The sequence below is a fragment of the Rheinheimera tilapiae genome, from assembly GCF_042432165.1.
GTDB classification, from domain to species: Bacteria; Pseudomonadota; Gammaproteobacteria; order Enterobacterales; family Alteromonadaceae; genus Pararheinheimera; species Pararheinheimera tilapiae.
This window is the reverse complement of sequence record NZ_JBHLXP010000001.1, coordinates 870556-895233: the sequence shown is the minus strand read 5'-3', so window position 1 is coordinate 895233 and position 24678 is coordinate 870556. Positions and strand designations below refer to the sequence as shown.

The window sequence follows — 24678 nt, the reverse complement described above, 5'->3', positions numbered from 1 at the left end:
ACACAAAAGATACAGCTTAAAGTTCTGGCTATGGCCCTACTTATGGTAGAACGGGACCAATCAGTTCAAATTCAGCGACTTGCATCAAGGTATCATCGCCTTTGTTTTTGGTGATGTTGATGCGATAGCTGCTGTAGGCAAAGCCATTACCCATTTCAAACAACTTCCGTTCGAAGCGTTTATCAAACCCTTCACCGATCCAGCTGCCCAGGCGTACCCAGGTTGTGCCGCCATCATTTGAACCTTCGATATTGAAGTTCTCCGGATCGCGACCCGCTGCATCGTTGGCGCTGGTGATCGCCAGGCTCGACACGATTTGCGCTTTAGGCAAATCGATACGGACCCAGGATGGATTGGCTTCAGTCGGCGCGCCTTTCCAGTCATTATGGTCCAGCCATTTGGTATTGATATCATTATCAAAAGCTTTGCCTTCCGCTTCAGCGGCACCGATACGGTTACGCGCAGTGAAAGTCACACCCGAGGCCGCAGAGTGGTCGACTGACTGATACTGCGGGCCAATCATTTCGATTTCGGCAATTTGCATCAGCGTGTCATCGCCTTTGTTTTTGCTGATATTAAACCGGTAATAGCTAAAGCCCAGGTCGTTACTGAAGTTAAACACCTTGCGCTCAAAGCGCTGGTCGAAACTTTCACCGATCCAGCTGGCCAGTTTTATCCAGTTTTTGCCGTCACTAGAGGCTTCAATATTGAAGTTCTCCGGGTCACGTGCAGGCGCATCGTTGGCGCTGATTAAGCCAAGCTTGTTCACAGTCACCGGCGTTGGGAACTGCACCTGCACCCAGCTTGGTGCAGCTTCGGTCGGTGCGCCTTTCCAGTTATTGTGATCCAGCCACTTAGTATCTGAGCGACCATCAAAGGCTTTTGGTCCGGCTTCACCGTCGCCAATAGCGTTACGCGCGGTGATCACCACACCGGCCATCAAACCATGGTTCAGGTCCGGTAATTTCGGCCCAACCAGACCAATTTCCGCTACTTGCATCAGCGTGTCATCGCCTTTGTTTTTGCTGATATTGAGCTTGTAGCTGCTAAACGCCAGTGAGTTCGCCACGCTGAACTGCTTGCGTTCAAAACGTTTATCAAAACTCTCACCGATATAAGCCGACAGCGTGGTCCAGGTTTTACCGCCGTCGTTACTACCCTGCAGGTTGAAGTTTTCCGGGTCGCGCGCCGGTGAGTCGTTGGCACTGGTCAGTACCAGCGTATCCACCGCTTTAGCTTCAGGCAGATCAATCTGCACCCAGGCCGGATTAGCAGCAGTCGGTGCGCCTTTCCAGTCGTTGTGATCAAGCCACTTGGTGTTCACGTCGTTATCAAAGGCTTTGCTTTCGCCTTCGCCGGCGCCAATGCGGTTGCGCGCCGTGATAACGCCGGTACCGACCGGATCTGTGTGGTCAGCACTGGTATAAACCGGGCCGACAAACTCAATCTCAGCCACTTGCATCAGCGTGTCATCACCTTTGTTTTTGGTGATGTTGAGTCGGTAATAGCTGAATTCCAGACCGTTGACGAAGCGGAACTGCTTGCGTTCAAAACGTTTGTCAAAGCTTTCACCGATAAACTCAGCCAGCGTGACCCAGTTCGTGCCGTCGTTGGACGCTAACACCTGGAAGTTTTCCGGATCCCGTGCCGGTGCGTCGTTAGCGCTGGTGATCAGCACACTGTTGACCGCTTGTGGCTCGGCAAATTTCACTTGCACCCAGCTTGGTTTGGCCACGCTTGGCGCGCCTTTCCAGTCGTTGTGATCCAGCCATTTGGTGTTGTTGTTGCCATCAAAAGCCATCGCTTCGGCTTCGGCCGCACTAATGCGGTTGCTGCCGGTGATCACGGCACTGGCGACTACCGCGTCAGTGGTGATTTCACGCACTGGGCCTGAGCTGACAGCAGCATCAATAAACGCCAGTTTCAGGTCGACCACGTCTTCAGCTTTCAGGCCGACTTTGGCCAAATATGGCAGACCACTGATCGCGGCCAGCATGCGTTCGCGCAGCGGATTTAATACAGTGACATCACCTTCCTGTGCCAGAGGAATAGCGGCAGCGACGTCGTTCATCAGCTGGTTAAAGTTTTCACCTTCGCCGATGGCAGCAAAAGCGGCATTTAACAGCGACAGTTTGATGATATCCGGCGCAACTAAAGTGTCTTTACAGACGCCTTTGTCACAGGTCTCGCCGGTCACCATATTCTGGTAGGCCTCGGCACTGACTAAATCTGTCGTGAAGACGTTGGCTTTGACAGCAACGCCCAGCGCTTTGAGCAGCAGCGCAGAGTTATCCGCCAGTGCCATCTCATATAAAGGACGCACCGACACATTGCGACCGGCTGCTACATCCGCGGCTACCAGTTTACTGGCGACAGTGGTCAGGGCATTGGCCTGGAAACGCGCATCCACCACGCCGTCTGATTTCGATGCGTATGGCATTTGCACCCAGGTCAATGTGGTGAAGCTGGTACCGGTCAGTGCGGCGCCACTGACAACATCTCCCAGCGCCACAGTGCCGCATTTGACTGCATCACAAACCATGCTGGACTGCGCATCAGCCAGCACCTGCACTTTGAGCATGCTGTTGAGGCCAAAACCTTCTTTGGCTGTCACCGAAAACGCCACTTTGCCATTGTTACCGGTACGATCACCGCTACCGATAGTGATGGCCGAGCCGTTCAGCTGCGACACCGTGACTTTGGCATTGCGTAAGGTGCCTTTGACCGCCGAGCCGCTGATATCAGCAGCCGTGGTGTCCAGAGTCACCGGAATATTGGCCGGATCTGCTTCACCAGCACCACCGCAGCCATACAGCGAGGTCAGCGCCAGCGCGACAACCCCATACATCATATTGATTTTAAACTGTTTCATCATTAATCCCTCTGTATCTGAGCCTTAGAACCGGTAAGTGGCACCCATGTAGTAACGACGACCGCCATAAGCGTTTTGGATAAAGCGCTTGTCGGTATCGTTGCCGAGGTGGACATAGGTTTCTGACTTGGTCAGGTTGATGACAGAGGCTGATACCACCAGCATTTCGGTCAGGTTGTAGTTGGCGTTCAGGTCGATTTGGTCATAAGCCGCGCTGTAGTAGTTGGTTTCCCACGACGCGTTATAACCGCCGACACTTGGCCCGCGTTTGTTGTAAGAGGCCCGCAGGTTAAACAGGTCATCTTCATAAAACGCCGAGAAGTTCAGCTGGTATTTCGAGCTGCCGATTAATGGCGACTCACCGACTTTCTGGCCGTCCAGCTCCACGTTGGCCTGGTTGGTATTGTTGCGGGTGTAGTTGGCATAGACACCAAAACCGCCGCCGAAGAAATGTTGCCAGAACACTTCCGCGCCTTTGGAGCTGGCGTTGGTGCCGTTGGCGACTGTGCTGAAGTTCCGTACCGTCAGGCCATCACCACCGGCGGTGATTTGCTTGCCACCAGCGTTTGGTAACGTGAAATTCACCACAGGTAAGTTACGCACAGTGTCGATGATTAAAGGCACGACGAAGTTGTCGACGTCCTTTTTAAACACCGCAACACCAAAACCTGAGCCTTTGCCGTAGTAGTATTCGAGAGAGCTGTCGAACTGTGTCGATTCCAGTGGTTTCAGCGCGCTGTTGCCGCCTGAACCGACCCAGCCTTCACCGTCATAAATCGGGTCAAAGTCATCGGCCGCAGAGCGGTCGGCTGAGTATTCGTTGGACGTATAGCGCAGCGTCTGGAACTGACCGATATCATCATAACCCGGGCGGGCAATGACTTTGGCGGCAGCAAAACGCCAGACCCAGTTGTCATCGATATCCCACACCAAGTTGGCGCTTGGCAGCACTTTGTTCTCGGTGTTTTCTTTTTCGATGTAAACGAAATTCTCTACGCGTTGTTGCGCTTCCGGCAGTTGATTGCCTTTGGCATCTTTCCAGTCTAAGCGATACAGAATTTTGTCGGACGAACCAGAAGTAGTTGTGGTGCGGACAAAACGCAGACCAAAGTTACCGCGCAGGTTTTCATATTTGTAATCGGCCTGAGCATAAGCTGCGGCGATCTCTTCCTGCACGCCATACACGTAGTTCGGCTCAATCCGCGTATATTTCTGGAAGTTATTCACCAGATGTTGCTGATATTTATGCCAGTCTACCGCAGGAAACAGGTTGGTATTGATCACGCCGGACAAGTTGCCCAGTGATTCTGGCCGCACCACTGTGGTGATATTCGGGATGCCGCCATTGCGTGAATAGTCGTCGTCCAGGTCAATGCCACCAGCCGCTTCTGCCGCTGCCACATCAAAATCTTTGGCCAGATAAAAGGTGTTACGCGAATCACGGTGAATTTTACCGTCGCGATATTTCGCGCCAAAGCGCACTGTGTCGATAATGCCCCAGTCGGCGAAATAATCGATGTCCAAACTGGCGTATTTTTCTTCCTGCGTACCGGTGATAAAACTCGAATCTGTCGCGCCTACGTCAGCCTGACCACCAATCCCTGCCACCAGGTTATTGATCATGTTCGGGTCCATGTAGGTGGTCATTTTCTTGCCAGACAGGTCGTAGCCGTAAAATGCGGAGGCTTCATTGGCATAATAAGCAGCGCGGTATTTCTCTGACGGGCCACCTTCGGCTTCGGTACGGCCAAAAGTCAGTTTCGATTTAACATCGTCACCTTCATATATGGCATAAAAATCAAAGGTATCTGAGGTCGATTCTTCGATTTTGTATTCACCGTTAATCCGTGGGATCGGCGACAGTTTCTGCGCGCCAGATACGCCGGTGGAGTAATCAATACCGGTAACAAACTCGGCCTCTGCATCGACGCGCACATCAGTCCAGTAGTTGTCGTTGTTGTTCCACTCCGGATATTCCAGCTGGTTCAGAATCGAGTTCTGCCCCAGTGTGAAGCGGAAGTAGTTCATGCCGACTTCCAGTTTGTCGGTCAGACGCCACTGGCTGGTGAATTGGAACCCTTCGCGGTTACGCTCTTCTTCCAGCACTTCCTGCACCATACTTTGCGCGGCATACCCTTTGGCGCCATTAGCGACCAGCTGGTTGTCCTTACGCTCCTGATACAGGAAATTTTTGTTCATGATGTTGACGCGCGAACTTTGTGAGCGGTTGGTACGGTCCTGCCGGGTATAACCCACCAGCATACCGAAAGTTTCCGCATCGTTTTTCCACGAGTAAATACCGCTGTACTGCGGTTCATTTTTGTCAGTGATATCGGCGTTGCTGTATTCGACGTTCAGCACGCCAGAGCTTTGGTCCATCGACAGCGGCTTACGACTGTGCATGATCACGGTACCACCGATGCCGCCTTCATCAAGGCGCGCTTCGGAGGATTTGAATACTTCCAGTCGCTCGATCATCGTCGAAGGTAACAGCGCATAAGAGAAAGACCGGCTTGGTTCACCCGGTGAAGAGGCAATAAAGTTGCCGTTGAGCTGGCTTAATGTCAGATCAGAAGACAGGCCGCGAATACTAACAGTGGCGCCTTCACCACCGTCGCGCTGGATCACCACGCCTGGCACGCGCTGTAATGAGTCGGCGACGTTTTTATCCGGGAATTTACCGATGTCTTCGGCAGTGATCACATCGACCACGCTGTCGGACGCGCGTTTGTTCAGTAAGTTTTCGCTCATACTGGACAAAATGCCGCGTACTTCAATGACTTCGATTTTTTCTTTTTCGGCGGCTTTTTTCTTAGCCGCAGCAGTTGCCGGCGTGTTGTCTTGCTTCGTCTGCGCTGCCTGTTCGGCGGCGACCGTATTCAGACTGGCGATCACCGCCAGCGACAGCACAGATAATTTTAATCCTTGCTGCCACATAGTCCTGTCTATCCTGTTAACCATGGTCTTCTCCACAGTGAGATGTGAAAACGCACCGGTGTGTTCCGGCTTGTCCCTTTATTTTTTATTATTTTTCATGGTGTTGGTTTAGGATCCGCCAGCCATCAGGCCAGTACAAATCCGTCTCCCCTGCAACGCCATAAAAAAATCTGGATGTTGCGTCTAATGCTGTTCGATTAAATGTAATCGATTACATGACGCCATTGATACTAGCGAAGCGGCAAATTGCTGTCAATCTGTACAATCGCGAAAAGTTCAAATCAGTGCAAACAAAATGTAATCTAATATTTTTTATTTAAATTCAATTACATAAATAATGACTATTGCGTCAGATTGGTGCAATACGGCGATAAAACTGCCCGTTTGCGGGCTGTTCAGACCAGTAAATTTTGGCAAAGATAGGCAATTGTAATCGGTAACAGCCATCTGGATGTGCAGGAATAGCGGGTATCGCTAACGGCGAGGTCAAGGTTCAATTCGCAGGCTGGCAAAACGTAGGGTGGCAAAACGTAGGGTGGCAAAACGTAGGGTGGCAAAACGTAGGGTGAGTAGAGCGAAGCGAAACCCACCGAATACAGGATACTGGGTATCACGGTGCAATTCGCAAACTCATTGCACCCTACCCCAACAAAGACAATCGTAGGGTGGGTAGAGCAAAGCGAAACCCACCAAATACGGGATACTGGGTATCACATACCGGGTATCACGGTGCAATTCGCAAACTCATTGCACCCTACGGCGGAGACAAACGTAGGGTGGGTAGAACGAAGTGAAACCCACCAGATACCGAAAACTGGGTATCACATCTCGGGTATCACACCGGCGCCGGGCCGCTGCTTTCGCGTTCAATCAATTGAAATGGCAGGACTTCTTTGCTGCGAGCTAAGGGTTCACCACGAATTTGGCTGACCAAAACATCCACCGCACGCCGGCCCATGTCATAGGCCGGCTGGTCGACAGTGGTCAACGGCGGATCGATAAACGCCGACACTTTGATGTTATCAAAACCGACCACGGAGATATCTTCCGGCACCCGCAGCCCGGCTTTTTTAATCGCATGCACGGCGCCGATGGCAATATCATCATTAAAACAAAAAATCGCAGTCGGCCGCTGCGGCAAGCTCAACAGATGCGCTATCCCGGCGATGCCGGCTTCAATGGTATAAGCACCGCCGGTGATTTGGCTTTGCTCAAACGGGATTTGTTCTTCCTGCAACACACTACGGATCCCGGCTAAACGCTCGCGGTAAATCTGACTGCTGACCTGACCAACAATGGCAGCAAAATGTTTGTGGCCATAACCCAACAAATGGTGCGCTAAGGCACGGCTCGCGGCGTAGTTATCCAGCTCAATCACCGGATATTTTTTCTCGCTATGGATGCGCTCACAGACACTGACCATCGGTAAATCACCGGCTAAATCCGCGTCTGCTGCTGAAAATGGAAACGAATGGTCGAGCTGGATCAAGCCATCGGCGCGGTTGGTCAGCACCATGCTGGCATATTCATGTTCGCGTTCGGGTGAGCCTTGCGTATCGCCGAGCAGCACTGAAAAACCTTTTTCCTGCGCCGCCTGTTCAATACCGCCGATAATGCGCATAAAAAACGGGTTCACCAAGTTGGGCACCAACACCACAATGGTATTCGAGCGGCCAGATTTGACGCTGCTGGCCAGCCAGTTCGGCCGGTAGCCGGCGGCTTTGACCGCTTCCAGCACTTTTTCCCTTGTCGCTTCCGACACCTGGTCCGGTGATTTTAGCGTGCGGGACACTGTTGCGGTCGACACACCTGCCAGCTCACTGACTTTTTTAATATTGGTCATTGCGGAACCTTCCCACAGCGGAATGTAAATACACAGATCTGACTGTTCGCGTTATTCAGATTCATCTGTTACAGAAACAACTGTAACAAGATCATCTTATTAAAGATCAGCAAGTTATTTGACCATCTTAGCGCGAATTCAAACACGACAAAAGCTATATAACCACTGCCAAAGCGAATGCGCAAGTATTGTCGCACAACACAATGTAAACGTTAACATTGGAACAAAACTTAGCATAGCAGCAAAACATCTAACCATACACATCAAGGCCTGCCATCACACTGGCTGTACCAGCCGAAAATCCACTGGACAATTTTAAATGTAATCGATTACAGTCGGGCAAATTTTATCCGTCCTTGCAACCTTTAGCTGAATGATTCCGGCGTAATCGCTGGTGCAGTTGCGTTGAGAAAAGTGGCAAGGACTCCAGAAGAGGCTGAAATTTCATGTTTAAAATCAGAACCTTGCTGCTATGCAGTAGCTTCACTACGCTGCTGGCCTGCCAACAACAACCAGGCCCGGCTTTGACGGCTACCGCAACGCAGTCTGCACTGCTTCCGGCACCACTCCCCACTGACCAGATCCGGCCGCAGCAGAACTTATTGAGTTATGTCGACACCCGGATGGGGACAGACTCAAGCTTTGAGCTGTCACACGGCAATACCTATCCGGCAGTCGCGATGCCCTGGGGCATGCATTTCTGGACGCCGATGACGGCAAAAATTGGCGATGGCTGGACCTATCAATACGATCAGCACAAAATCCGTGGCATCAAACAAACCCATCAACCCAGCCCCTGGCTCAATGATTACGGTGCTTTTGCGCTGATGGCGGTGACCGGCGCTTTGAAGTTTAGTCAAGACGACCGCGCTTCCTGGTTCTCGCACAAAACCGAAACGGCCAAACCGCATCATTACAAAGTCTATCTGGCCGATTATGACGTGACGGCCGAAGTCACGCCGACCGCCCGCGCTGCCCAGTTCCGCTTCACTTTCCCGGAAAATAAAGCGTCGTACATAGTGCTGGATGCCTTTGATAAAGGATCGATGGTCAAAATCCTGCCCGAGCAGCGCAAAATTATTGGTTATGCCCGCAATAACCATGGCGGCGTGCCGGACAACTTTCATAACTACTTCGTTTTAGAATTCAGTAAGCCATTTAAGCTGCAGCATACCTTTGGCGATGGCTATCAGTTACAGCCGAACAGTATTGAACAGAGCGGCCAGCACGTCGGCGCCGTTCTGGGTTTTGACACGGTCAAAGGCGAACAGATTGAAGTGAAAGTGGCGTCGTCCTTTATTAGTTCCGCCCAGGCCGAGCTGAATCTGCAGCAGGAAATTGGCAACGACCGTTTTGCCGACACCTTGGCCAAAGCCGATACCGAGTGGCAACAACAACTTGGCCGCATCCGGGTGCAACAAGGTTATCCGGATGACATTAAAACCTTCTATTCAGCTTTGTATCGCGTGTTGTTGTTCCCACGGCGCTTTTATGAAACCGACGCCACCGGCCAAACCGTGCATTACAGCCCATACAATGGTCAGGTGCTGCCCGGCAAAATGTTCACCGATAACGGTTTCTGGGATACCTTCCGTGCCGTGTTTCCATTTTTCCATCTGATGTATCCAGAACTGGCCAGTGACATCATGCAAGGTCTGGTCAACACCTATAAGGAATCCGGCTGGCTGCCGGAATGGGCGAGCCCAGGCCATCGCGACGTGATGATTGGCTCGAATTCAGCGGTGATCATCGCCGACGCTTATGCCAAAGGTATCCGCGGTTTTGATATCGATACGCTGTATCAGGCTGCACTGAAAAATACCCGGGTTGAAGCCGGCCGGCCGGCCAAATCAGTCGGCCGTGAAGGCCTGCACTTTTACAATCAGCTCGGTTATGTGCCTTATGACGTCGGCATTCACGAAAACGCCGCCCGCACACTGGAATACGCTTTTGCCGACTTTAACCTGGCGCGCTTAGCCACGGCTTTGGGCAAAACTGAGGATGCCAAACGCTTTACCGCACAAGCGCAAAACTATCGTCTCTTATTTGATGCCGACAGTGGCTGGATGCGCGGTCGTAACAAAGACGGCCAATTCCAGAGCCCGTTTAATGCGTTGAAATGGGGCGATGCCTTTACCGAAGGTAACAGCCTGCATTACAGCTGGTCGGTGTTTCATGACATCGCTGGCCTGAAGCAACTGATGGGCGGTGACGAGCTGTTCAGTGCCAAACTCGACACCGTGTTTAACATGGCGCCAGGCTTCGATGATTCCTACTACGGCTTCACCATCCACGAAATTCGCGAGATGCAGATTGTTGATTTTGGCAATTACGCCCATGGCAATCAGCCGATCCAACATATGCCTTATCTGTACAACTATGCCGGCAAACCGTGGCGCACTCAGGCCGAAGTACGCCGGATCATGCAAAAACTCTACAGCGCGGCGCCGGACGGTTATGCCGGTGATGAGGACAACGGCCAAACCTCAGCCTGGTATGTGTTCTCGGCGCTCGGTTTTTATCCGGTGACGCCTGGTGTGCCGGAATATGTCATTGGCAGCCCGCTGTTTAATGCCGTCACTCTGACCTTGCCGCAAGGTAAACAGCTGCAAATCAATGCGTTAAACAATCAACAGGACAGACCTTTTGTGCAGGCACTGCAGTTGAATGGTCAACCGGTAGAGCAGAACTTCCTGCGCCATAACGAACTGCTGCAAGGTGGCGAACTGCGGTTTGACATGAGCGCCACGCCCAATACCAGCCGTGGGGTCAATGAACAAAGCCGGCCTTATTCAGTTTCAACCGCGGCGGAAGCAACAACAATGGCGGACAGCCACCTCAACAAGGACACCCACTAATGGCTTTTATGCCCACTTCCGCGACTGCGGCAAACAGCGCTGGTGACACCCCACGCGGTCATTTCGCGTTTCTGGCGATGACTTCATTGTTTTTTATCTGGGGTTTTGTCACAGCGCTAAATGACATTCTGATCCCGCACCTCAAAGCGGCGTTTGACCTGAGCTACACCCAGGCCATGCTGGTGCAGCTATGTTTTTTTGGCGCCTATTTTTTACTGTCGCCATTGGCCGGCCGCCTGATTGAACGGATTGGTTTTTTAGGCGGCATCCTGAGTGGTCTGGTGACGCTGGCCGCCGGCTGTTTGTTGTTTTACCCGGCGGCGGAACTGGCGACCTATCCGCTATTCCTGACCGCGCTGTTTGTACTGGCTGGCGGTATCACACTGCTGCAGGTGTCGGCGAATCCTTATGTTGCAGCTCTTGGTAGCGCCCGCACGGCCGCCAGCCGGCTCAGCCTGGCACAAGCGGTGAATTCGCTGGGTCACACGTTAGCACCACTATTTGGTGCAGCGCTGATTTTTGGCGCCGCCAGTGCCGGTGCCAAAGCTGTGCAGCTGCCCTACCTGTTACTGGCTGGATTTTGTCTGGTGGTGACAGTGATATTTGCCCGGCTTCGTCTGCCAACTTTACAGGTTGAACCTGATGTCACAGTCACAGCACCGGCTACACACTCAACCAAACAGCAGCTGCCACTGCATTTTTACGGCGCCGTCGCGGCGATTTTCCTGTATGTCGGTGCAGAAGTGTCGATTGGCAGTTTCCTGATTAACTATCTGGCACTGCCGGAACTCGGCGCTTTTAACGAACAAACCGCAAGCACCTGGGTCAGTTATTATTGGGGCGGCGCTATGCTGGGCCGCTTTGCCGGCGCCGTGATCACACGCTATATCAATGCGTTACTGGTGCTGGCCGTACACGCGGTTATTGCGATTGCGCTGTTACTGCTGACGATGAGCCAAACCGGCATGCTGGCCGCGGTGGCGGTCATTGCCATCGGCTTTTTTAATTCGATTATGTTCCCGACCATTTTCACCCACGGCATCGCCGGCTTGGGTAGCCTGACCAGCCGCGGTTCGGGTTTGTTATGTCAGGCCATTGTCGGCGGCGCGTTGCTCCCTTTGCTGCAAGGCATTGCGGCTGACACTGTTGGCGTGCAACAGAGTTTTATCGTGCCGCTGCTGGCTTATATCTATATCGCCGGATTTGCATTGTGGCACTGGCGTGCCAGCAGGAACTGACGGTGCAAATCGCTGCGCTTTTTGCACCCTACGCCAGAGCCAAAACGTAGGGTGGGCAGAGCGAAGCGACACTCACCGGTTATCGCATAACGGTTATCGCATAACGGTTATCGCATAACGGATAACGGGTATATCACGGTGCAATTCGCTGCGCTCATTACACCCTACGCCAGAGCCAAAACGTAGGGTGGGTAGAGCGAAGCGACACCCACCGGTTATCGCATTACGGGTATTGCATACAGATCCCGACAACTGAATTTATTTCGACAAAAAGGTGAGCCCATGAATTTTTACACCACAGAATTTTTATTACAGCATTGCCAGGACATCCTGAAGTTTTACGATGACAAAGTGGTCGACCCGTCCGGCGGTTATTTTCATAACTATCTCGATGACGGCACTTTGTTTGCGCCGGGTTTTCGCCAGTTGGTCAGCAGCACCCGCATTATCGTCAACTATGTCAGCGCGGCGCTGTTATTTGGCCGTGACGACTACAAAGCTATTGCCGAACATGGCCTGCAGTATCTGGAACACGTGCACTGGCGCGAGCAATTAATGGCCGATGGCTCCGGTGGTTATGCCTGGACCCTGCAGGACCATCAGCCGGTCGATAACACCCAACAGGCCTATGGTTATGCGTTCGTCATGCTAGCCTACGCCGCAGCGGTCAAAGCTGGCCTGCGCGACAAAGCGCAGCTGCATCGTGTGTATCAACTGCTGGAACAACGTTTCTGGCAGGCTGATTTTGGTCTGTACGCGGACGAGCTGAGCCAGCAAGGTGTGCTCAGCAGCTACCGTGGCCAAAATGCCAATATGCATTTATGTGAAGCGATGCTGGCCGCGTTTGAAGCTTGTGGCGATACGCTGTTTCTGGACCGTGCTTCGACCCTGGCGGAAAATATCGCTGTGCGTCAGGCCGATTTGACCGACGGTCTGGTCTGGGAGCATTACACGGCGGATTTCCAAATCGACACTGAGTACAACAAAGACGATCCGAAAAACCTGTACCGCCCCTGGGGTTTCCAGCCGGGCCATCAAACGGAATGGGCCAAGTTGCTGCTTATTCTGCACCGGCACAAAAACGAAGCCTGGATGTTGAACCGCGCCCGCGCATTGTTTGACCGCGCCTATGAGCAGGCCTGGGATCATCAGCATGGCGGTTTGGTCTATGGTTTCGCGCCGGACGGCCGTTGGTGTGACGACGACAAGTATTTCTGGGTGCAAGCCGAATCGATGGCTGCCGCTGCCCTGCTGTATCAGGCAACCGGCAGTATCAGTTATATGGCTGCTTATCAGGCGTTGTGGCAATACAGCTGGGAGCATATGGTCGACCATCAGTATGGTGCCTGGTTCCGCTTGCTGACCCGCTCCAATCAAAAAGTCAGCAATGAAAAATCAGCGGCTGGCGCTAAATGTGACTACCACACGCTGTGCGCGGTGATTGAAGTGCTGCGTGGTATGGGCGTCACCACGCTGGGCGACACTGCTAACCACGGGAGTGCGGTTTAACATGGGCCGGGGTCAGAAAGTCCGGCTGGCACTGCTGGCCTCTGTATTCCCTGTCACCTGTCTGGTGCTGACTGGTTGCCAGCAACAGACAGCATCGTCGCCCCTCACTACTGCAGACCCGCTGCAGTGGGTCAATCCGCTAATTGGCACCGACGGCAAAGGCAAAACTTACCCAGGCGCGACAGTGCCCTATGGCATGGTGCAGTTAAGCCCCGACAATGGCCGCAGCGGCTGGGATTGGATCAGCGGCTATTTTTACCCGGATACGCAAATTGCTGGTTTCAGTCATTTGCATTTATCCGGCACCGGTGCCGGCGATTTATACGACATCTCGTTTTTACCGTTCAGCGGTGACTTTTTCCAAACCTTGCCGGCAGCAGGTGGTAAGGATGCCCGCGTGCGGACTGAGCGCTTCAGCCATAGCAATGAAAAGGCCAGCCCCGGTTATTACCGGGTGCTGCTTGAGGACAGTCAGATTGAGGTAGAACTGACCGCCGCGCTGCGCTCCGGTCTGCAGCGCTACCGATATTTGCAATCTGGCACGCCGGCGATGTTGCAGCTGGATCTCACTTATAGTCGCAACTGGGACAGCACCACCGCTACTTGCTTGTATCAGCCTGACGCCTACACGCTGGCCGGCTACCGCTTTTCCAGCGGCTGGGCCAAAGATCAAAAAGTGTTTTTTTACAGCAAAAGCTCTGTCCCGCTCAAAGCGGCTCGCAGCTTGCCCACAGCACTGCCGGCGGACTTAAGCCAATGCGCACAGGCCGGACCAACGCTGTTTCAGCTGCAACTCGATGCCAGCGCGGGTAATGAAGTACTGTTGCGCACTGCTCTCAGTTCCGTCAGCGTGGCCGGAGCTGCGGCCAATTTAGCGGCCGATCTGGCGACACAAACCACCACAGCTTCCGCGCCTGACCAGCAAACCGGCAACTTCGCCACAACACTGGCGCAGGCGCAATCCGCCTGGCGCGCCGAACTGTCGCAAGTGCAGATAAACGCGGATGCACAGACCCAAACTCAGTTTTATACTGCGCTGTACCATAGCGCCTTAGCGCCCCGCGTCTATAGCGACGCCGATGGCCAATATCGCGGCCCGGATGGCCAGGTGCATCGCCTGCAGCGCGCCAATTCCCCGCTGGGCAGTCACCACAACAACGCCGGGCAGGCGCTAAGCAGCAATCAGCATTATGACTTTTTCAGCCTGTGGGATACGTTCCGCGCGCTGCATCCATGGAAAACCTTGTTTGATACACCACGCCATCAGGCGATGATGTTAAGCCTGCTGGAACATTATCAAAGCGCTGGTCGGCTGCCGGTATGGAATTTCCAGGGCAATGAAACCGACATGATGCTGGGTTATCACGCAGTGCCGGTATTGGTCGACAGCTACCTCAAAGGTTTATTGCCAGATCCGGATGGCCAGCTCGGCGCGATGATTTTGCAGGCAGCGATGACCAGTGCCAACGACGACCAATTTGGCATCCAGAGCTACCGCCAGCTCGGTTATGTGCCTTTTAGCGAAAGACCCTGGAACGTCGCATTGACGCTGGAATATGCTTTTGACGACTCGGCCATTGCCCGCCTCGCCCACCGGCTTGGCAAGGCCGACATCGCCGCCGAATTTAGCCGGCGCGCGCAGAACTACCGCCAGCATTTTGATGCGGCCAGCGGCTTTATGCGCGCCAAAGACAACCAGGGCCAGTTCCGCCTGCCGTTTGACCCAAAGGCGTACCACCCGGAAGATTATTGTGAAGCCAATGCCTGGCAATACAGTTTTTTTGTCCCGCATGATGTGGCTGGACTAATTGCCCTGCATGGCGGACAGCAGGCTTTTGTTGCCAAACTGGATGCGATGTTTTTAACCGGACAACAGAAAAAAGGCGCTGCTGCGCCTGTGCATAGCACCGACACGCTTGGCGACAATCACGGCCTGCCGGAATGGATCTCCGGTTTTATTGGCCAATATGTGCATGGCAACGAACCAAGCCATCATGTGCCGTATTTATACGCCCTCGCCGGCCGGCCGGATAAAACGCAGGCCTTAGTGCGGCAGATTATGCGAACGCTGTATCAGCCTGTGCCGGATGGTCTGGCGGGCAATGAAGACGCCGGTCAGATGTCCGCTTGGTATTTGTTCAGCGCGCTGGGCTTTTATCCGGTCGACCCGGTGTCGGGCGACTATGTGCTGGGTTCGCCGCTGGTACGGCAGGCGACGCTTCGGCTTGGTAATGGTAAAGTGCTGAAAATTATCGCGAATAATCAAAGTGAACAGCATCCTTATGTCAAAGTGGTCCGGCTGAATGGTCGAGCTGTGACAGGGCCGCTGTTATCGCATCAGGCGCTGCTGGCAGGCGGTGTGCTGGAATTTGATATGAGCGCAAGTCCAGCGCCAACCGGGGGTTTTTAACCATGCGTAGAAACTTGGTTTTGTTATTTAGCTCGCTGCTGGTCCCGGCGGCCCTAGCCACCACAAAGGCGACGGCAACAACGCCAGCGCCTTATAGCCCGGCGCCTTCCCAATATGTCGACCCGATGATTGGCACCGCAAATTTTGGCGCCACCCACCCCGGCGCCCAATATCCGCATGCGCTGTTGTCGGTCTCGCCGTTTAATGTGGCTTTGGGCGGTAAGTTAAATCCGTTTGACAAAGACGCCGCGTGGAATTCGCGGGTGTACGTCAAAGAAAACCAATTTTTGACCGGTTTCAGTCATGTCAATTTAAGCGGTGTCGGTTGCCCGGACCTCGGCGTGTTACTGGCCATGCCGACCACAGGCGCGTTGCAGCTGGACCCAGCTTTATACGGCAGTACTTATCAGGATGAGCGCGCCAATGCCGGCTATTACGCCACCACTTTAAGCAAATACCAAACGCGTGCTGAGATGACCAGCACACAACGCAGTGGCATTAGCCGCTACACCTTTGCGGCCGGTGAAGCGCATATTCTGCTGAATTTGGGCCTTGGCCTCAGTAATGAAAGCGGCGCCATGGCGAAGCTGGTTTCGGACACAGAAGTGGAAGGCTATCGCCAAATCGGCACTTTTTGTTATCACAGCGAACAGGCGCGGCCGGTGTATTTTGTCGCCCGCGTCAACAAAGCGCCCAAAGTGGCTGGCCTGTATAAAAAAATGCCGGCGGTGCGCGCAGTCGAAGCAGACTGGAGTTCGCATAATCAAAGCTACAAGCCATATCCGAATTACCGCCAGGAGCTGGCCGGCGATGATATCGGCGCTTATTTCAGTTATGACCTGAAGCAAGGCGAACAGATTGAATTGCAGCTGGCGATTTCTTTTGTTTCGATCGCCAATGCCCGGCAAAATTTAGCACAGGAACAAGCGCAATTTGCCTTCGACGAGACGCGCAATAAAGCCCGTATGGCCTGGGATGCGTTGTTAAGCCGCATCGATATTGACGCGACAACTGAAGATAAAATCCGCTTTTATACCGCGCTGTACCACAGCCTGATCCACCCTTCGGTGATTAGTGACGTCAACGGCGATTATCCTAAGTTTGGCCCGGCCGGCAGTGGCAACGGCAATAGCACTGGCAAGAGCCCGCGTTACAGCGTGTTTTCGTTGTGGGACACCCATCGCAATCTGCACCCGCTGCTGAGTCTGGTATATCCGGCCATTCAGACGCAGATGCTGCAATCGGTGGTCGCGATGGGCACTGAAGCTGGTTACTTGCCAAAGTGGGAACTGGCCGGCATGGAAAAAGCCGTGATGGTCGGCGACCCGGCGACGGTGATGGTCAACGACAGTTATCAGCGTGGCCTGACTGATTTTGACCACGCCGCCGCTTATCAGGCGATGCGCCGCGCCGCGCTGACCCCTTCCAGCGTCAGCAAGCCGGATTTCAACGCCAAACCTGGCCAGCAACAAGCCGCGCGGATGCAGGCAAAAAACCCGATCCGGCCAGAAAACAGTGATTATCTGCAGCTTGGTTATGTGCCGGTTGATGATGAAGGCCCGTTTGATGGCTCAGTGTCGACTAGCCTGGAATATTATCTCGCCGACTTTAATCTGGCTGGGTTTGCCAAAGCACTGGGCCATGATGCCGATGCGGCTTCTTTTGCCGCGCAGGCGCAGTTGTATAGCCGGTTATTTGACTCAGCTCTTACAAAGGGCACCGGCATGTTCAGACCAAAACAAAAAAACGGTCAGTGGCTTAGCGGCTTTAATCCGGATGGTGGCAGGAATTTTGAACCTACATCAGGTTACATCGAAGGCACCGCCTGGAATTATCGGTTTTATCTGCCGCACGCGATGCCGCAGCTGATTGCTTTACTCGGCGGGCCAGAAGCCTTTCGCACTGCGCTCGACCAAACCTTTGATTTAAAAAAGTTTGATATGGCGAATGAGCCGGATATCAGTTATCCATTTTTATACAATTACTTAGAAACAGATCGCCCCGGCAGCCGCGCCGCCACCAGCCTCAGGGTTCAACAGTTAATCCAACAGCATTACGGCCTGACTGCGGCCGGTTTACCCGGCAACGACGACGCCGGCACGCTGTCGGCCTGGCTGGTGTTCAGCATGCTTGGTCTCTACCCCACCGAGCCGGGCACACCGAATTACACGCTGTTTCAACCCCGCATCAAAGCCGCCCGCATCGCGCTGGACCCGCAGTTTTATCCGGGCAAAATAATTGAAATTAAACAGAAAACCAGCGGTCAGTTGTTATGGAATCAACAGGCGCTGCCAACGCCCTTTGTTACGCATCAGGCGCTGGTGCAAGGCGGTGTATTGGAGTTAAGTGCGAAGGATTAATCAACAACCAGGTAATGGAACATTTAACTATGACGCGTTTGTACGGTGGCGCGTTGCTTACCGTATCTACCATTTAAAATTCGATCGTAGGTATCGGCCAGCGCAGCCCGCTGGGCGTCACACGCCGTACGGTCACCGCCCAAAACCAAACACCAGTGCGCAAAACCCGAGAAACAACACAACAAGCAGGCCCCACAACAATAACGGCGAAATCGCCACCGTTAATGGTGTGCGGGCCTTTTCCGCAACGACATCGCGCGCGTCATAGCGGATTGGGAAGAAAAACAGCGCCGCCGTGGCCAGCGCAGCCACTACTGAGAATAAGCCTGGGTTAGCGCTGAACAAAGCAGCCAGCACAGCGCCAAGCCATAACAACACCGTCACCAGCGCCAAACGCGGCTGTTTCAGGTTCAGCATCAAAGCACTCCCGGTACCATGCCAAGACACCGGTTCACATCCAACATTAACCTGTCCATGCCAGATCCCGCTAAAAATATCAGCAAGCGGTTTAAAGCCCCGCAGCCACCATGGTTCTGATTTTCCGGGCTTTTTCAAAATGGTCCAGCTGATGCGTTTGGATCCACCAACTGGCCGCTTCCATCAGCAGCGCCGGATCGTCATTTTTATTGGCAAAAAATGCATAAAATGACAACCCAACAGTCTCGCCTTTAGCCTGGATTTGTTTGTCACAGACCGCGAGGATTTTTTCCCTTAATGATGCACGCATCGCTATCCCGGTTTTGTTTGTCACAGCCCACTAACGGCCAGGTCTTATTCGTTGATAAAACTACCAATAAAATCAGGGCGTAATTTTATAAATCACATTGACGGTTTTAGAGATTTCAATAAATTGTGGCACCAACACCTGCTGAGCAGCTCCGGTTCGGCTCGCCGACATCTCGGCGTTGACTAAGGTGCTATCACTGACGCCAAAAGTGGCAAAAAAACTGCTAAACGAACCGGAATCATTAAAGGCGAATACGCTGTGGATTTTTACGCCCAGCCCTTCTGCCATCTGTTCAGCTTTTTTGCGCGCTTGTGCCGCTGCCGCACTGATCAAAGCCGTTTCAACCACATCGCGCTCACTGGTGTCAAAAACACTATTGAGGTTGTGCACGTATTCAGCGGCGTATAGCTGCGCCAGCAAGGTCGGATATTGTTTTAATGAGCTGAGACGGACTTCAAAGCGGCGGTTTAAGTCATAACCGAGAATCTCCAGCTCGTTATAGTTGTCATCGCGTTTACGTTTTTCCGACTTCTCCAGCTCATAAGCAGTGACCTGCTCATCACTCACGCCATTGGCTTTTAATACTGCCAACACCTTTGTGCTGGCCTGACTGAGTTGCGCATTTGCCACTTCGGCAGTCTGGTGAAAGGTGGTAATGCTAAAGGTCACAGTGACACTGTCCGGCGCCACTTGTTTACTGCTTTGGCCGGTCACGGCGACAAAGGGGAAATCCGGCAACGGCGAGGCCAGACTAACAAAACTACTTAGCGCAAGGGCGACAGCGAGAACGAATTTCATAAATACAGCTCCTGATAAAAGTAGGCAGGCGCGCGTTAGCGGGACAGCACTACTAGCTTTGCGCCATCGGCGCATCTTTTAAATCCGCCATATGGCGGTAAATCCGGTAATACAACAACAAGCCCCAGGCAATAAATGGGACCAAGATAAAAGCATCACCAACAGCCGACTCACCGCGCATAGCAGCAGAAAAACTGAAATAAACCCAGCCCGCAATCAGTGGCAGTATGAACAGCAAAAAACGAATCGTCATGATCAGACTGACTGCAAAAAACTTACCGACAAAATCTCGACCCGCGGCAGCGCCATTGGCCAGGTAGGCGAGATAAGTGCCAACACCAACCAGCGATACAGAGTAAATCGACAGCAAATAATCACGAAGGCCGGCCTCGGCTCGCGCTGTAGTCGTTAAATACTCTCCTGACGCCGCGTTTAACAACAGGTACATCAGCAAATAGAGAAAACGATCCCGCTCGCCGAAGTTACCTGTCAGGATTTTATTCTTTAATTTATTGATATTTAACAGATACACAAAAGTCCTCAAACGATGATAACCAGACTTAAAAATTTCATCAGTGTTCCTGTTTTAACTTCGATAAAAACGATTGGCTCAACGACTATGCCGTTTTATTCTTCGACACCAGCATCCAGATAAAAACGCTTTTTATCTTTACTGCGTGCCTGCTGTTGGTGATAAAACGCTATGGCTTTGTCGTTGTTCGCCGGAGTCTGCCACTGCAGATGCGAACAGTTCAGCTGCCGCGCCAGGGCTTTCAACTGATTAATAAACTGCGTACCAAGCCCCACCCCCCGGGCTTCGGCGCGCAGATACAGGCAATCCATATGCAGGTAATAGTCGGCATCCCAGGTAGAAAATTCTTTCGTCGCAGTGGCATAACCCAGCAGGGTGCTACCTGAAACGGCAACCAGACAATGCAGCACAGCAGGGTCGGCAACTAAGACTTGCGCTAATTTATCCGCCTTCCCCATCGGATCATAAGTCGCCCCTTCATACTGGGCATGCAACTGACACAACTCGACCAACTGCCCGATGTCAGCAGGCACGGCCTTTCTTAATAACACGTCCGTCATAAAAACCTTGTAAGCACTTAAAAACTGAATTTGGCGATATCGTGAGCTTTTCGCCCTCTCGTGCGGCGCAAATAGTCATTCCGGCCTCGTGACAGCGCCTCTGAACATCATTTTTTAACAGACCGTTACGCTACCGTAAATAACTCGCGGTCTCAAGCTTTTACCTGCCGCCAACCGCAGCTGAAAACCTCAGCTGAAAACCACAGCCTGGCGGCATAACGCTATCGGTTTGCTGGCGCACAGTACGCAGCGCAGATCACAGATATATTCAGCCAAAGCACCGGCGCGACGTATGGCCGCAGCGATATTTGACCTAAAAAGGAGCAACGGCATGAACTATATCAGCGGCAAAGATAACACCAGACTTTATGTCAAAGACTGGGGCAGCGGCCAGCCGGTCATTCTAATCCATGGCTGGCCCTTATCGGCCGACAGCTGGGATGAAGTGGCCATGGAAATTGCCAATGCCGGTTTTCGCGCTATCGCCTATGACCGGCGCGGATTTGGCCGCTCGGCGCAACCGTGGAGCGGTTACGACTACGACACACTCAGTGATGACCTCGCCGCCGTGATCGACCATACCGGCTCCTCAGACGCTATCATTGCCGGCTTTTCGATGGGCGGCGGTGAAGTGGCGCGTTACATGTCGCGCCATGGCGGCAAATCAGTAGCCAAAGCAGCGCTGATTTCCTCAGTAGTCCCGTTTCGGCTGAAAACCCCGGACAATCCGACCGGTACCGCTCAATCGGCGTTTGACGACACCGCCCGGCTGCTGCATACCGACCGCGCCAAATTCTTCAGTCAGTTTTTCCGCAGCTTTTTTGGCGCCGACCAGCCGGGCCGTCAGGTCAGCGCCGAGTTACTGGCGCAGATGCAGACGATCGCGCTGCAGTCCAGTTTTAAGGCCACGCTGGCTTGCCTGAAGTCGTTTTCCAGCACCGATTTCCGCCCGGATCTGGTTCATTTTAAAGTGCCGACGCTGATCATACATGGTACCGAAGATCACACAGTGCCGATCGACGCCTCGGCCCGGCTGGCCGCCAAAGGGATAGCGCATGCCAGCTTGCTGGAATACGCCGGCGCGCCGCATGGTCTGTTTGTCAGTGACAAACTGCGGCTGATTGAAGATTTGCTGAATTTTATCCGCCAGCCGTAAAAAAGGCGTCGTAGAAAAAAACAATGCCGCCAACAGCAAGCTGTGGCGGCATCGGTCACATCAAAGCAGTGAATTAAGAAGCGCGTTTGCCACGGCCACTGCTGTTACCAGCGGCCGGTTTTTTCGGCGCCGTTGGCTTTTTCAGCTGCTGTGGTCTTGCTGCTGGTTTTTTCGCTGCGTCGCTGCCGACTTCATGCGCTGGTTTGCTGCGACGTGGTTTGCCTTTTGGCTGGGCGTTACCGGAACTGCCCAGTTCAATAAAGGTTTCACTGGCTTTGTTCGAACGGCCTGAGACGACTTTGCGCGAAATGCTTTTCAGCAAAGACACGCGGTTGCTGACTTCAAAACCTGGCTTGATCACGCGGCTGATTTTGCTGCCAATCAGTTTCTGGATGCGCTCTAACGTCAACTCTTCTTCGCGGCTGACAAAAGACACGGCATGACCAGAGGCGCCGGCACGACCGGTGCGGCCAATGCGGTGCACATAATCTTCCGGTAAATACGGCAGGTTAAAATTCACTACGTAATCGAGGCCCTGAATGTCCAGACCGCGGGCCGCCACTTCAGTGGCGATCAACACCTGTAATTTCGCTGATTTAAACTCAGCAATAGCGCGACGACGGGCGCCCTGGCTTTTATCACCATGACAGACAGCGGCATTGATTTTACGTTGTTGCAAACCGGCCAGCAGACGGTCGGCCTGCTCTTTGGTACTGGTGAACACCAGCACCTGGAACCAGTTCTGCTCGGCCAGCAGCTGTTCAAACAATTCGATTTTGCGGCTTTCTTCCACCGGATACACCACATGGTGCACGGTGTCTGCGGTACTGTTGACCTTGGTCACACGAATTTGCTGGTGGTTGTGCAGAATTTTATGCGACAGCTCATTCACCGCCGGTGAGGTGGTGGCAGAAAACAGCATGGTCTGACGTTTAGTCGCGGTCATTTGCAGCAGTTTCAGCACATCGGCGCTGAAACCCATATCTAACATCCGGTCGGCTTCATCCAGCACAACAAATTCGACGTCAGATAAAATCACATTGCCAAGCGACATATGCTCTAACAAGCGGCCTGGTGTGCTGATCACAATATCAACACCGGCATTGAGTTTATTGGCCTGACCGCCCATTTTCACGCCGCCGTATAACGCGGTGATACTGATAGGCAGGTGTTTGGCATAGGCGGTGATATTGTCGGCGATTTGTTCCGCCAGTTCACGGGTTGGTGTCAGGATCAGGCAGCGTGGCCGTTTTTCCTGGGTAGGTTTTGGCGTGTCCAGCATGCGCTGTAATACTGGCACCGCAAAAGCAGCGGTTTTGCCGGTACCGGTTTGCGCCGTAACCTGTAAATCTTTACCACGACGCGCCGGCACAATGGCTTGTGCCTGCACCGGAGTCATTTCGCTGTAGCCGCATTCTGTCAGCGCGCGCTGCAGATCCGGAGCCAAATCTAAAGATGAAAATTGCATAAAAAATCCTCTGTAGAATTGCTACAGTCAAAAAATGAGGGGCGGAATATACAGCATTTCGCCGTCCAGGCAGAGCTTTGTTTGCATTTTGTGCAACGCGGCTGATTTACTCTGCGTTTGTGCGTGGCTGATGCTGACAAGCACGGGCCAGAATTTCGACATAAAACTCAGTCAGTTCCTGCGCCATTGCCGCATCAATATGTTTATTGATTTCAGGGGTAAACACTTTTGCGGCTGTGTCAGCGGACGCGCCAAACCGACAATCAAAGGTCCAGTAATCCATACCAGCCGGCAGCGGCTTACGGCGTTCCCGGTTCAGATATTTTTTAATTTCATGTTTGATCGAGTCTGCAACGCGGGCAGGTTGCAGTTTAGGATGGGCGAAAGTGAAGGTTTTTTTCATCGGAATTCCTACAGAGGGGCAGTCAACAGTAAAAAGCGTAAAGCTTAATGTCACTATTCTACATGGATACGCGACAGTTGACCGCCAATATCTGCGAATTGGCGGTGAAATCGGCCTGCTACCATCACAAGGTGCTGCTCAGACCGGTCGTAATTGCTCGGCCAAAGAGCGGGTTTTCTCGGTCTCGACATCCCCGGTATGCAAAGTCGTTTTGCGTTCAATCAGCAGAATATGGCACTCCTCTGGCGCGATTGGATTGTGACGCACGCCTTTGGGCACCACATACATATCGCCTTCATTCAGCACCAGCGTTTGCACCTCAGTACCGACTTCTATTTCAATCTGCAACTGGCCTTTTAACACCAGAAACAGTTCATCCTCAAGTGCATGACTGTGCCAGGCCAGCGTGCCCTGTACTTTGGCGACTTTGACATAGCTGTCATCCACTTCGCCGACAATCCGTGGCGACCATAACTCGGTCAGACTGGCGGCTATTGCTGAGGGCGACACCGGTTGGGCGCGCTGTTGCAGTAACTGCGTCAGCCGGTCCAGATTCTGCTCATTAGCAGGTTCCACAATTTGCCGCACCGCCTGCGCGATGTCGGCATCGTCAAACACCTGCTGCCAGCTCAGCAGCGTGTGCCGGCCTTGGTCTTGTGGCGTCAGCAACACCGTTAAAGTAAAAAACGGTGCACAATCATGGCGGATCACGATTTTGTGATTGGGCTGCAGTTCAGTAAAAATGCTGGCATTGGCGTATTCGCGCCCGTCCGGGCCACGCATGACAAACCGCCAGCGCCCGCCCGGCTGAAATTCAAACACTTCAAAACTATTGGTAAAACCGGCCGGCCCCCACCATGCGGCCAATTGCTCTGCCGCGGCAAAAGCGCGATAAATCGCACTGGCCGAAAACGGCAGGATCCGGCTGGTGCTAAAAGTGTTTTGCTCGGTCATCGATAGTGCTCCGCAATTTCTCTGTTTTAAGTAATAGCGCTTGGCCTCTGGTT

17 protein-coding genes are annotated in these 24678 nt (G+C 53.0%); 6 read left to right on the top strand and 11 right to left on the bottom strand.

Annotated features, from left to right (window positions below):
• Window positions 1-40 precede the first annotated feature (40 nt).
• The 3 genes from ACFFJP_RS03680 to ACFFJP_RS03670 all read right to left on the bottom strand — a co-directional run bounded on the left by ACFFJP_RS03680 (window position 41) and on the right by ACFFJP_RS03670 (window position 7652).
• On the bottom strand, window positions 41-2875 hold the full coding sequence (locus tag ACFFJP_RS03680; RefSeq protein ID WP_377240639.1) for a discoidin domain-containing protein: 2835 nt from the start codon (window positions 2873-2875) through the stop codon (window positions 41-43).
• 21 nt (window positions 2876-2896) lie between these two features.
• On the bottom strand, window positions 2897-5833 hold the full coding sequence (locus ACFFJP_RS03675; protein WP_377240637.1) for a TonB-dependent receptor: 2937 nt from the start codon (window positions 5831-5833) through the stop codon (window positions 2897-2899).
• Between the two features lie 811 nt (window positions 5834-6644).
• The gene (locus ACFFJP_RS03670; protein WP_377240635.1) at window positions 6645-7652 is read right to left on the bottom strand and encodes a LacI family DNA-binding transcriptional regulator; all 1008 of its coding nucleotides are present in this window, start codon (window positions 7650-7652) and stop codon (window positions 6645-6647) included.
• Between the two features lie 446 nt (window positions 7653-8098).
• Between ACFFJP_RS03670 and ACFFJP_RS03665 the strand changes: the two genes are divergently transcribed.
• The 5 genes from ACFFJP_RS03665 to ACFFJP_RS03645 all read left to right on the top strand — a co-directional run bounded on the left by ACFFJP_RS03665 (window position 8099) and on the right by ACFFJP_RS03645 (window position 18027).
• On the top strand, window positions 8099-10510 hold the full coding sequence (locus ACFFJP_RS03665; protein WP_377240633.1) for a GH92 family glycosyl hydrolase: 2412 nt from the start codon (window positions 8099-8101) through the stop codon (window positions 10508-10510).
• On the top strand, window positions 10510-11748 hold the full coding sequence (locus tag ACFFJP_RS03660; RefSeq protein WP_377240631.1) for a sugar MFS transporter: 1239 nt from the start codon (window positions 10510-10512) through the stop codon (window positions 11746-11748). Before ACFFJP_RS03665 ends, ACFFJP_RS03660 begins: the two co-directional genes overlap by 1 nt.
• 282 nt (window positions 11749-12030) lie before the next feature.
• Window positions 12031-13257: an AGE family epimerase/isomerase gene (locus tag ACFFJP_RS03655; RefSeq protein WP_377240629.1), complete on the top strand. Its 1227-nt coding sequence runs from the start codon at window positions 12031-12033 to the stop codon at window positions 13255-13257.
• Window position 13258: 1 nt separating this feature from the next.
• A complete protein-coding gene (locus ACFFJP_RS03650) occupies window positions 13259-15667 on the top strand; it encodes a GH92 family glycosyl hydrolase (protein WP_377240627.1) in 2409 nt (802 codons plus the stop codon).
• Between the two features lie 2 nt (window positions 15668-15669).
• The gene (locus tag ACFFJP_RS03645; RefSeq protein WP_377240625.1) at window positions 15670-18027 is read left to right on the top strand and encodes a GH92 family glycosyl hydrolase; all 2358 of its coding nucleotides are present in this window, start codon (window positions 15670-15672) and stop codon (window positions 18025-18027) included.
• 132 nt (window positions 18028-18159) lie between these two features.
• On the opposite strand, the gene ACFFJP_RS03640 is transcribed toward ACFFJP_RS03645, so the two are convergent.
• The 5 genes from ACFFJP_RS03640 to ACFFJP_RS03620 all read right to left on the bottom strand — a co-directional run bounded on the left by ACFFJP_RS03640 (window position 18160) and on the right by ACFFJP_RS03620 (window position 20644).
• A complete protein-coding gene (locus ACFFJP_RS03640) occupies window positions 18160-18444 on the bottom strand; it encodes a hypothetical protein (RefSeq protein ID WP_377240623.1) in 285 nt (94 codons plus the stop codon).
• Between the two features lie 91 nt (window positions 18445-18535).
• Window positions 18536-18754 carry a DUF6500 family protein gene (locus ACFFJP_RS03635; protein ID WP_377240621.1) on the bottom strand — a complete coding sequence of 73 codons (219 nt, stop codon included), beginning with the start codon at window positions 18752-18754 and terminating at the stop codon, window positions 18536-18538.
• A 72-nt stretch (window positions 18755-18826) separates the two neighbouring features.
• Window positions 18827-19552: an SIMPL domain-containing protein gene (locus tag ACFFJP_RS03630; protein ID WP_377240619.1), complete on the bottom strand. Its 726-nt coding sequence runs from the start codon at window positions 19550-19552 to the stop codon at window positions 18827-18829.
• A 52-nt stretch (window positions 19553-19604) separates the two neighbouring features.
• Window positions 19605-20084: a hypothetical protein gene (locus tag ACFFJP_RS03625; RefSeq protein ID WP_377240617.1), complete on the bottom strand. Its 480-nt coding sequence runs from the start codon at window positions 20082-20084 to the stop codon at window positions 19605-19607.
• Window positions 20085-20179: 95 nt separating this feature from the next.
• On the bottom strand, window positions 20180-20644 hold the full coding sequence (locus ACFFJP_RS03620; RefSeq protein WP_377240615.1) for a GNAT family N-acetyltransferase: 465 nt from the start codon (window positions 20642-20644) through the stop codon (window positions 20180-20182).
• Window positions 20645-20975: 331 nt separating this feature from the next.
• Here ACFFJP_RS03620 and ACFFJP_RS03615 point away from each other — a divergent pair, with 331 nt between their 5' ends.
• The gene (locus tag ACFFJP_RS03615) at window positions 20976-21800 is read left to right on the top strand and encodes an alpha/beta fold hydrolase (RefSeq protein WP_377240613.1); all 825 of its coding nucleotides are present in this window, start codon (window positions 20976-20978) and stop codon (window positions 21798-21800) included.
• A gap of 73 nt (window positions 21801-21873) precedes the next feature.
• On the opposite strand, the gene ACFFJP_RS03610 is transcribed toward ACFFJP_RS03615, so the two are convergent.
• The 3 genes from ACFFJP_RS03610 to ACFFJP_RS03600 all read right to left on the bottom strand — a co-directional run bounded on the left by ACFFJP_RS03610 (window position 21874) and on the right by ACFFJP_RS03600 (window position 24625).
• A complete protein-coding gene (locus ACFFJP_RS03610) occupies window positions 21874-23268 on the bottom strand; it encodes a DEAD/DEAH box helicase (protein WP_377240611.1) in 1395 nt (464 codons plus the stop codon).
• 106 nt (window positions 23269-23374) lie between these two features.
• Window positions 23375-23671: a DUF6172 family protein gene (locus ACFFJP_RS03605; RefSeq protein WP_377240609.1), complete on the bottom strand. Its 297-nt coding sequence runs from the start codon at window positions 23669-23671 to the stop codon at window positions 23375-23377.
• 138 nt (window positions 23672-23809) lie between these two features.
• Window positions 23810-24625 carry an SRPBCC domain-containing protein gene (locus tag ACFFJP_RS03600; protein ID WP_377240607.1) on the bottom strand — a complete coding sequence of 272 codons (816 nt, stop codon included), beginning with the start codon at window positions 24623-24625 and terminating at the stop codon, window positions 23810-23812.
• Window positions 24626-24678: the final 53 nt, after the last annotated feature.

Bases quoted from the DNA above. Each gene is read 5' to 3' on its own strand.
- ACFFJP_RS03630 (WP_377240619.1), bottom strand. From the start codon at position 19,552: ATGAAATTCGTTCTCGCTGTCGCCCTTGCGCTAAGTAGTTTTGTTAGT.
- ACFFJP_RS03675 (WP_377240637.1), bottom strand. From the start codon at position 5,833: ATGGTTAACAGGATAGACAGGACTATGTGGCAGCAAGGATTAAAATTA.
- ACFFJP_RS03660 (WP_377240631.1), top strand. From the start codon at position 10,510: ATGGCTTTTATGCCCACTTCCGCGACTGCGGCAAACAGCGCTGGTGAC.
- ACFFJP_RS03615 (WP_377240613.1), top strand. From the start codon at position 20,976: ATGAACTATATCAGCGGCAAAGATAACACCAGACTTTATGTCAAAGAC.
- ACFFJP_RS03620 (WP_377240615.1), bottom strand. From the start codon at position 20,644: ATGACGGACGTGTTATTAAGAAAGGCCGTGCCTGCTGACATCGGGCAG.
- ACFFJP_RS03635 (WP_377240621.1), bottom strand. From the start codon at position 18,754: ATGCGTGCATCATTAAGGGAAAAAATCCTCGCGGTCTGTGACAAACAA.
- ACFFJP_RS03645 (WP_377240625.1), top strand. From the start codon at position 15,670: ATGCGTAGAAACTTGGTTTTGTTATTTAGCTCGCTGCTGGTCCCGGCG.
- ACFFJP_RS03650 (WP_377240627.1), top strand. From the start codon at position 13,259: ATGGGCCGGGGTCAGAAAGTCCGGCTGGCACTGCTGGCCTCTGTATTC.
- ACFFJP_RS03600 (WP_377240607.1), bottom strand. From the start codon at position 24,625: ATGACCGAGCAAAACACTTTTAGCACCAGCCGGATCCTGCCGTTTTCG.
- ACFFJP_RS03665 (WP_377240633.1), top strand. From the start codon at position 8,099: ATGTTTAAAATCAGAACCTTGCTGCTATGCAGTAGCTTCACTACGCTG.
- ACFFJP_RS03670 (WP_377240635.1), bottom strand. From the start codon at position 7,652: ATGACCAATATTAAAAAAGTCAGTGAGCTGGCAGGTGTGTCGACCGCA.
- ACFFJP_RS03655 (WP_377240629.1), top strand. From the start codon at position 12,031: ATGAATTTTTACACCACAGAATTTTTATTACAGCATTGCCAGGACATC.
- ACFFJP_RS03680 (WP_377240639.1), bottom strand. From the start codon at position 2,875: ATGATGAAACAGTTTAAAATCAATATGATGTATGGGGTTGTCGCGCTG.
- ACFFJP_RS03640 (WP_377240623.1), bottom strand. From the start codon at position 18,444: ATGCTGAACCTGAAACAGCCGCGTTTGGCGCTGGTGACGGTGTTGTTA.
- ACFFJP_RS03605 (WP_377240609.1), bottom strand. From the start codon at position 23,671: ATGAAAAAAACCTTCACTTTCGCCCATCCTAAACTGCAACCTGCCCGC.
- ACFFJP_RS03610 (WP_377240611.1), bottom strand. From the start codon at position 23,268: ATGCAATTTTCATCTTTAGATTTGGCTCCGGATCTGCAGCGCGCGCTG.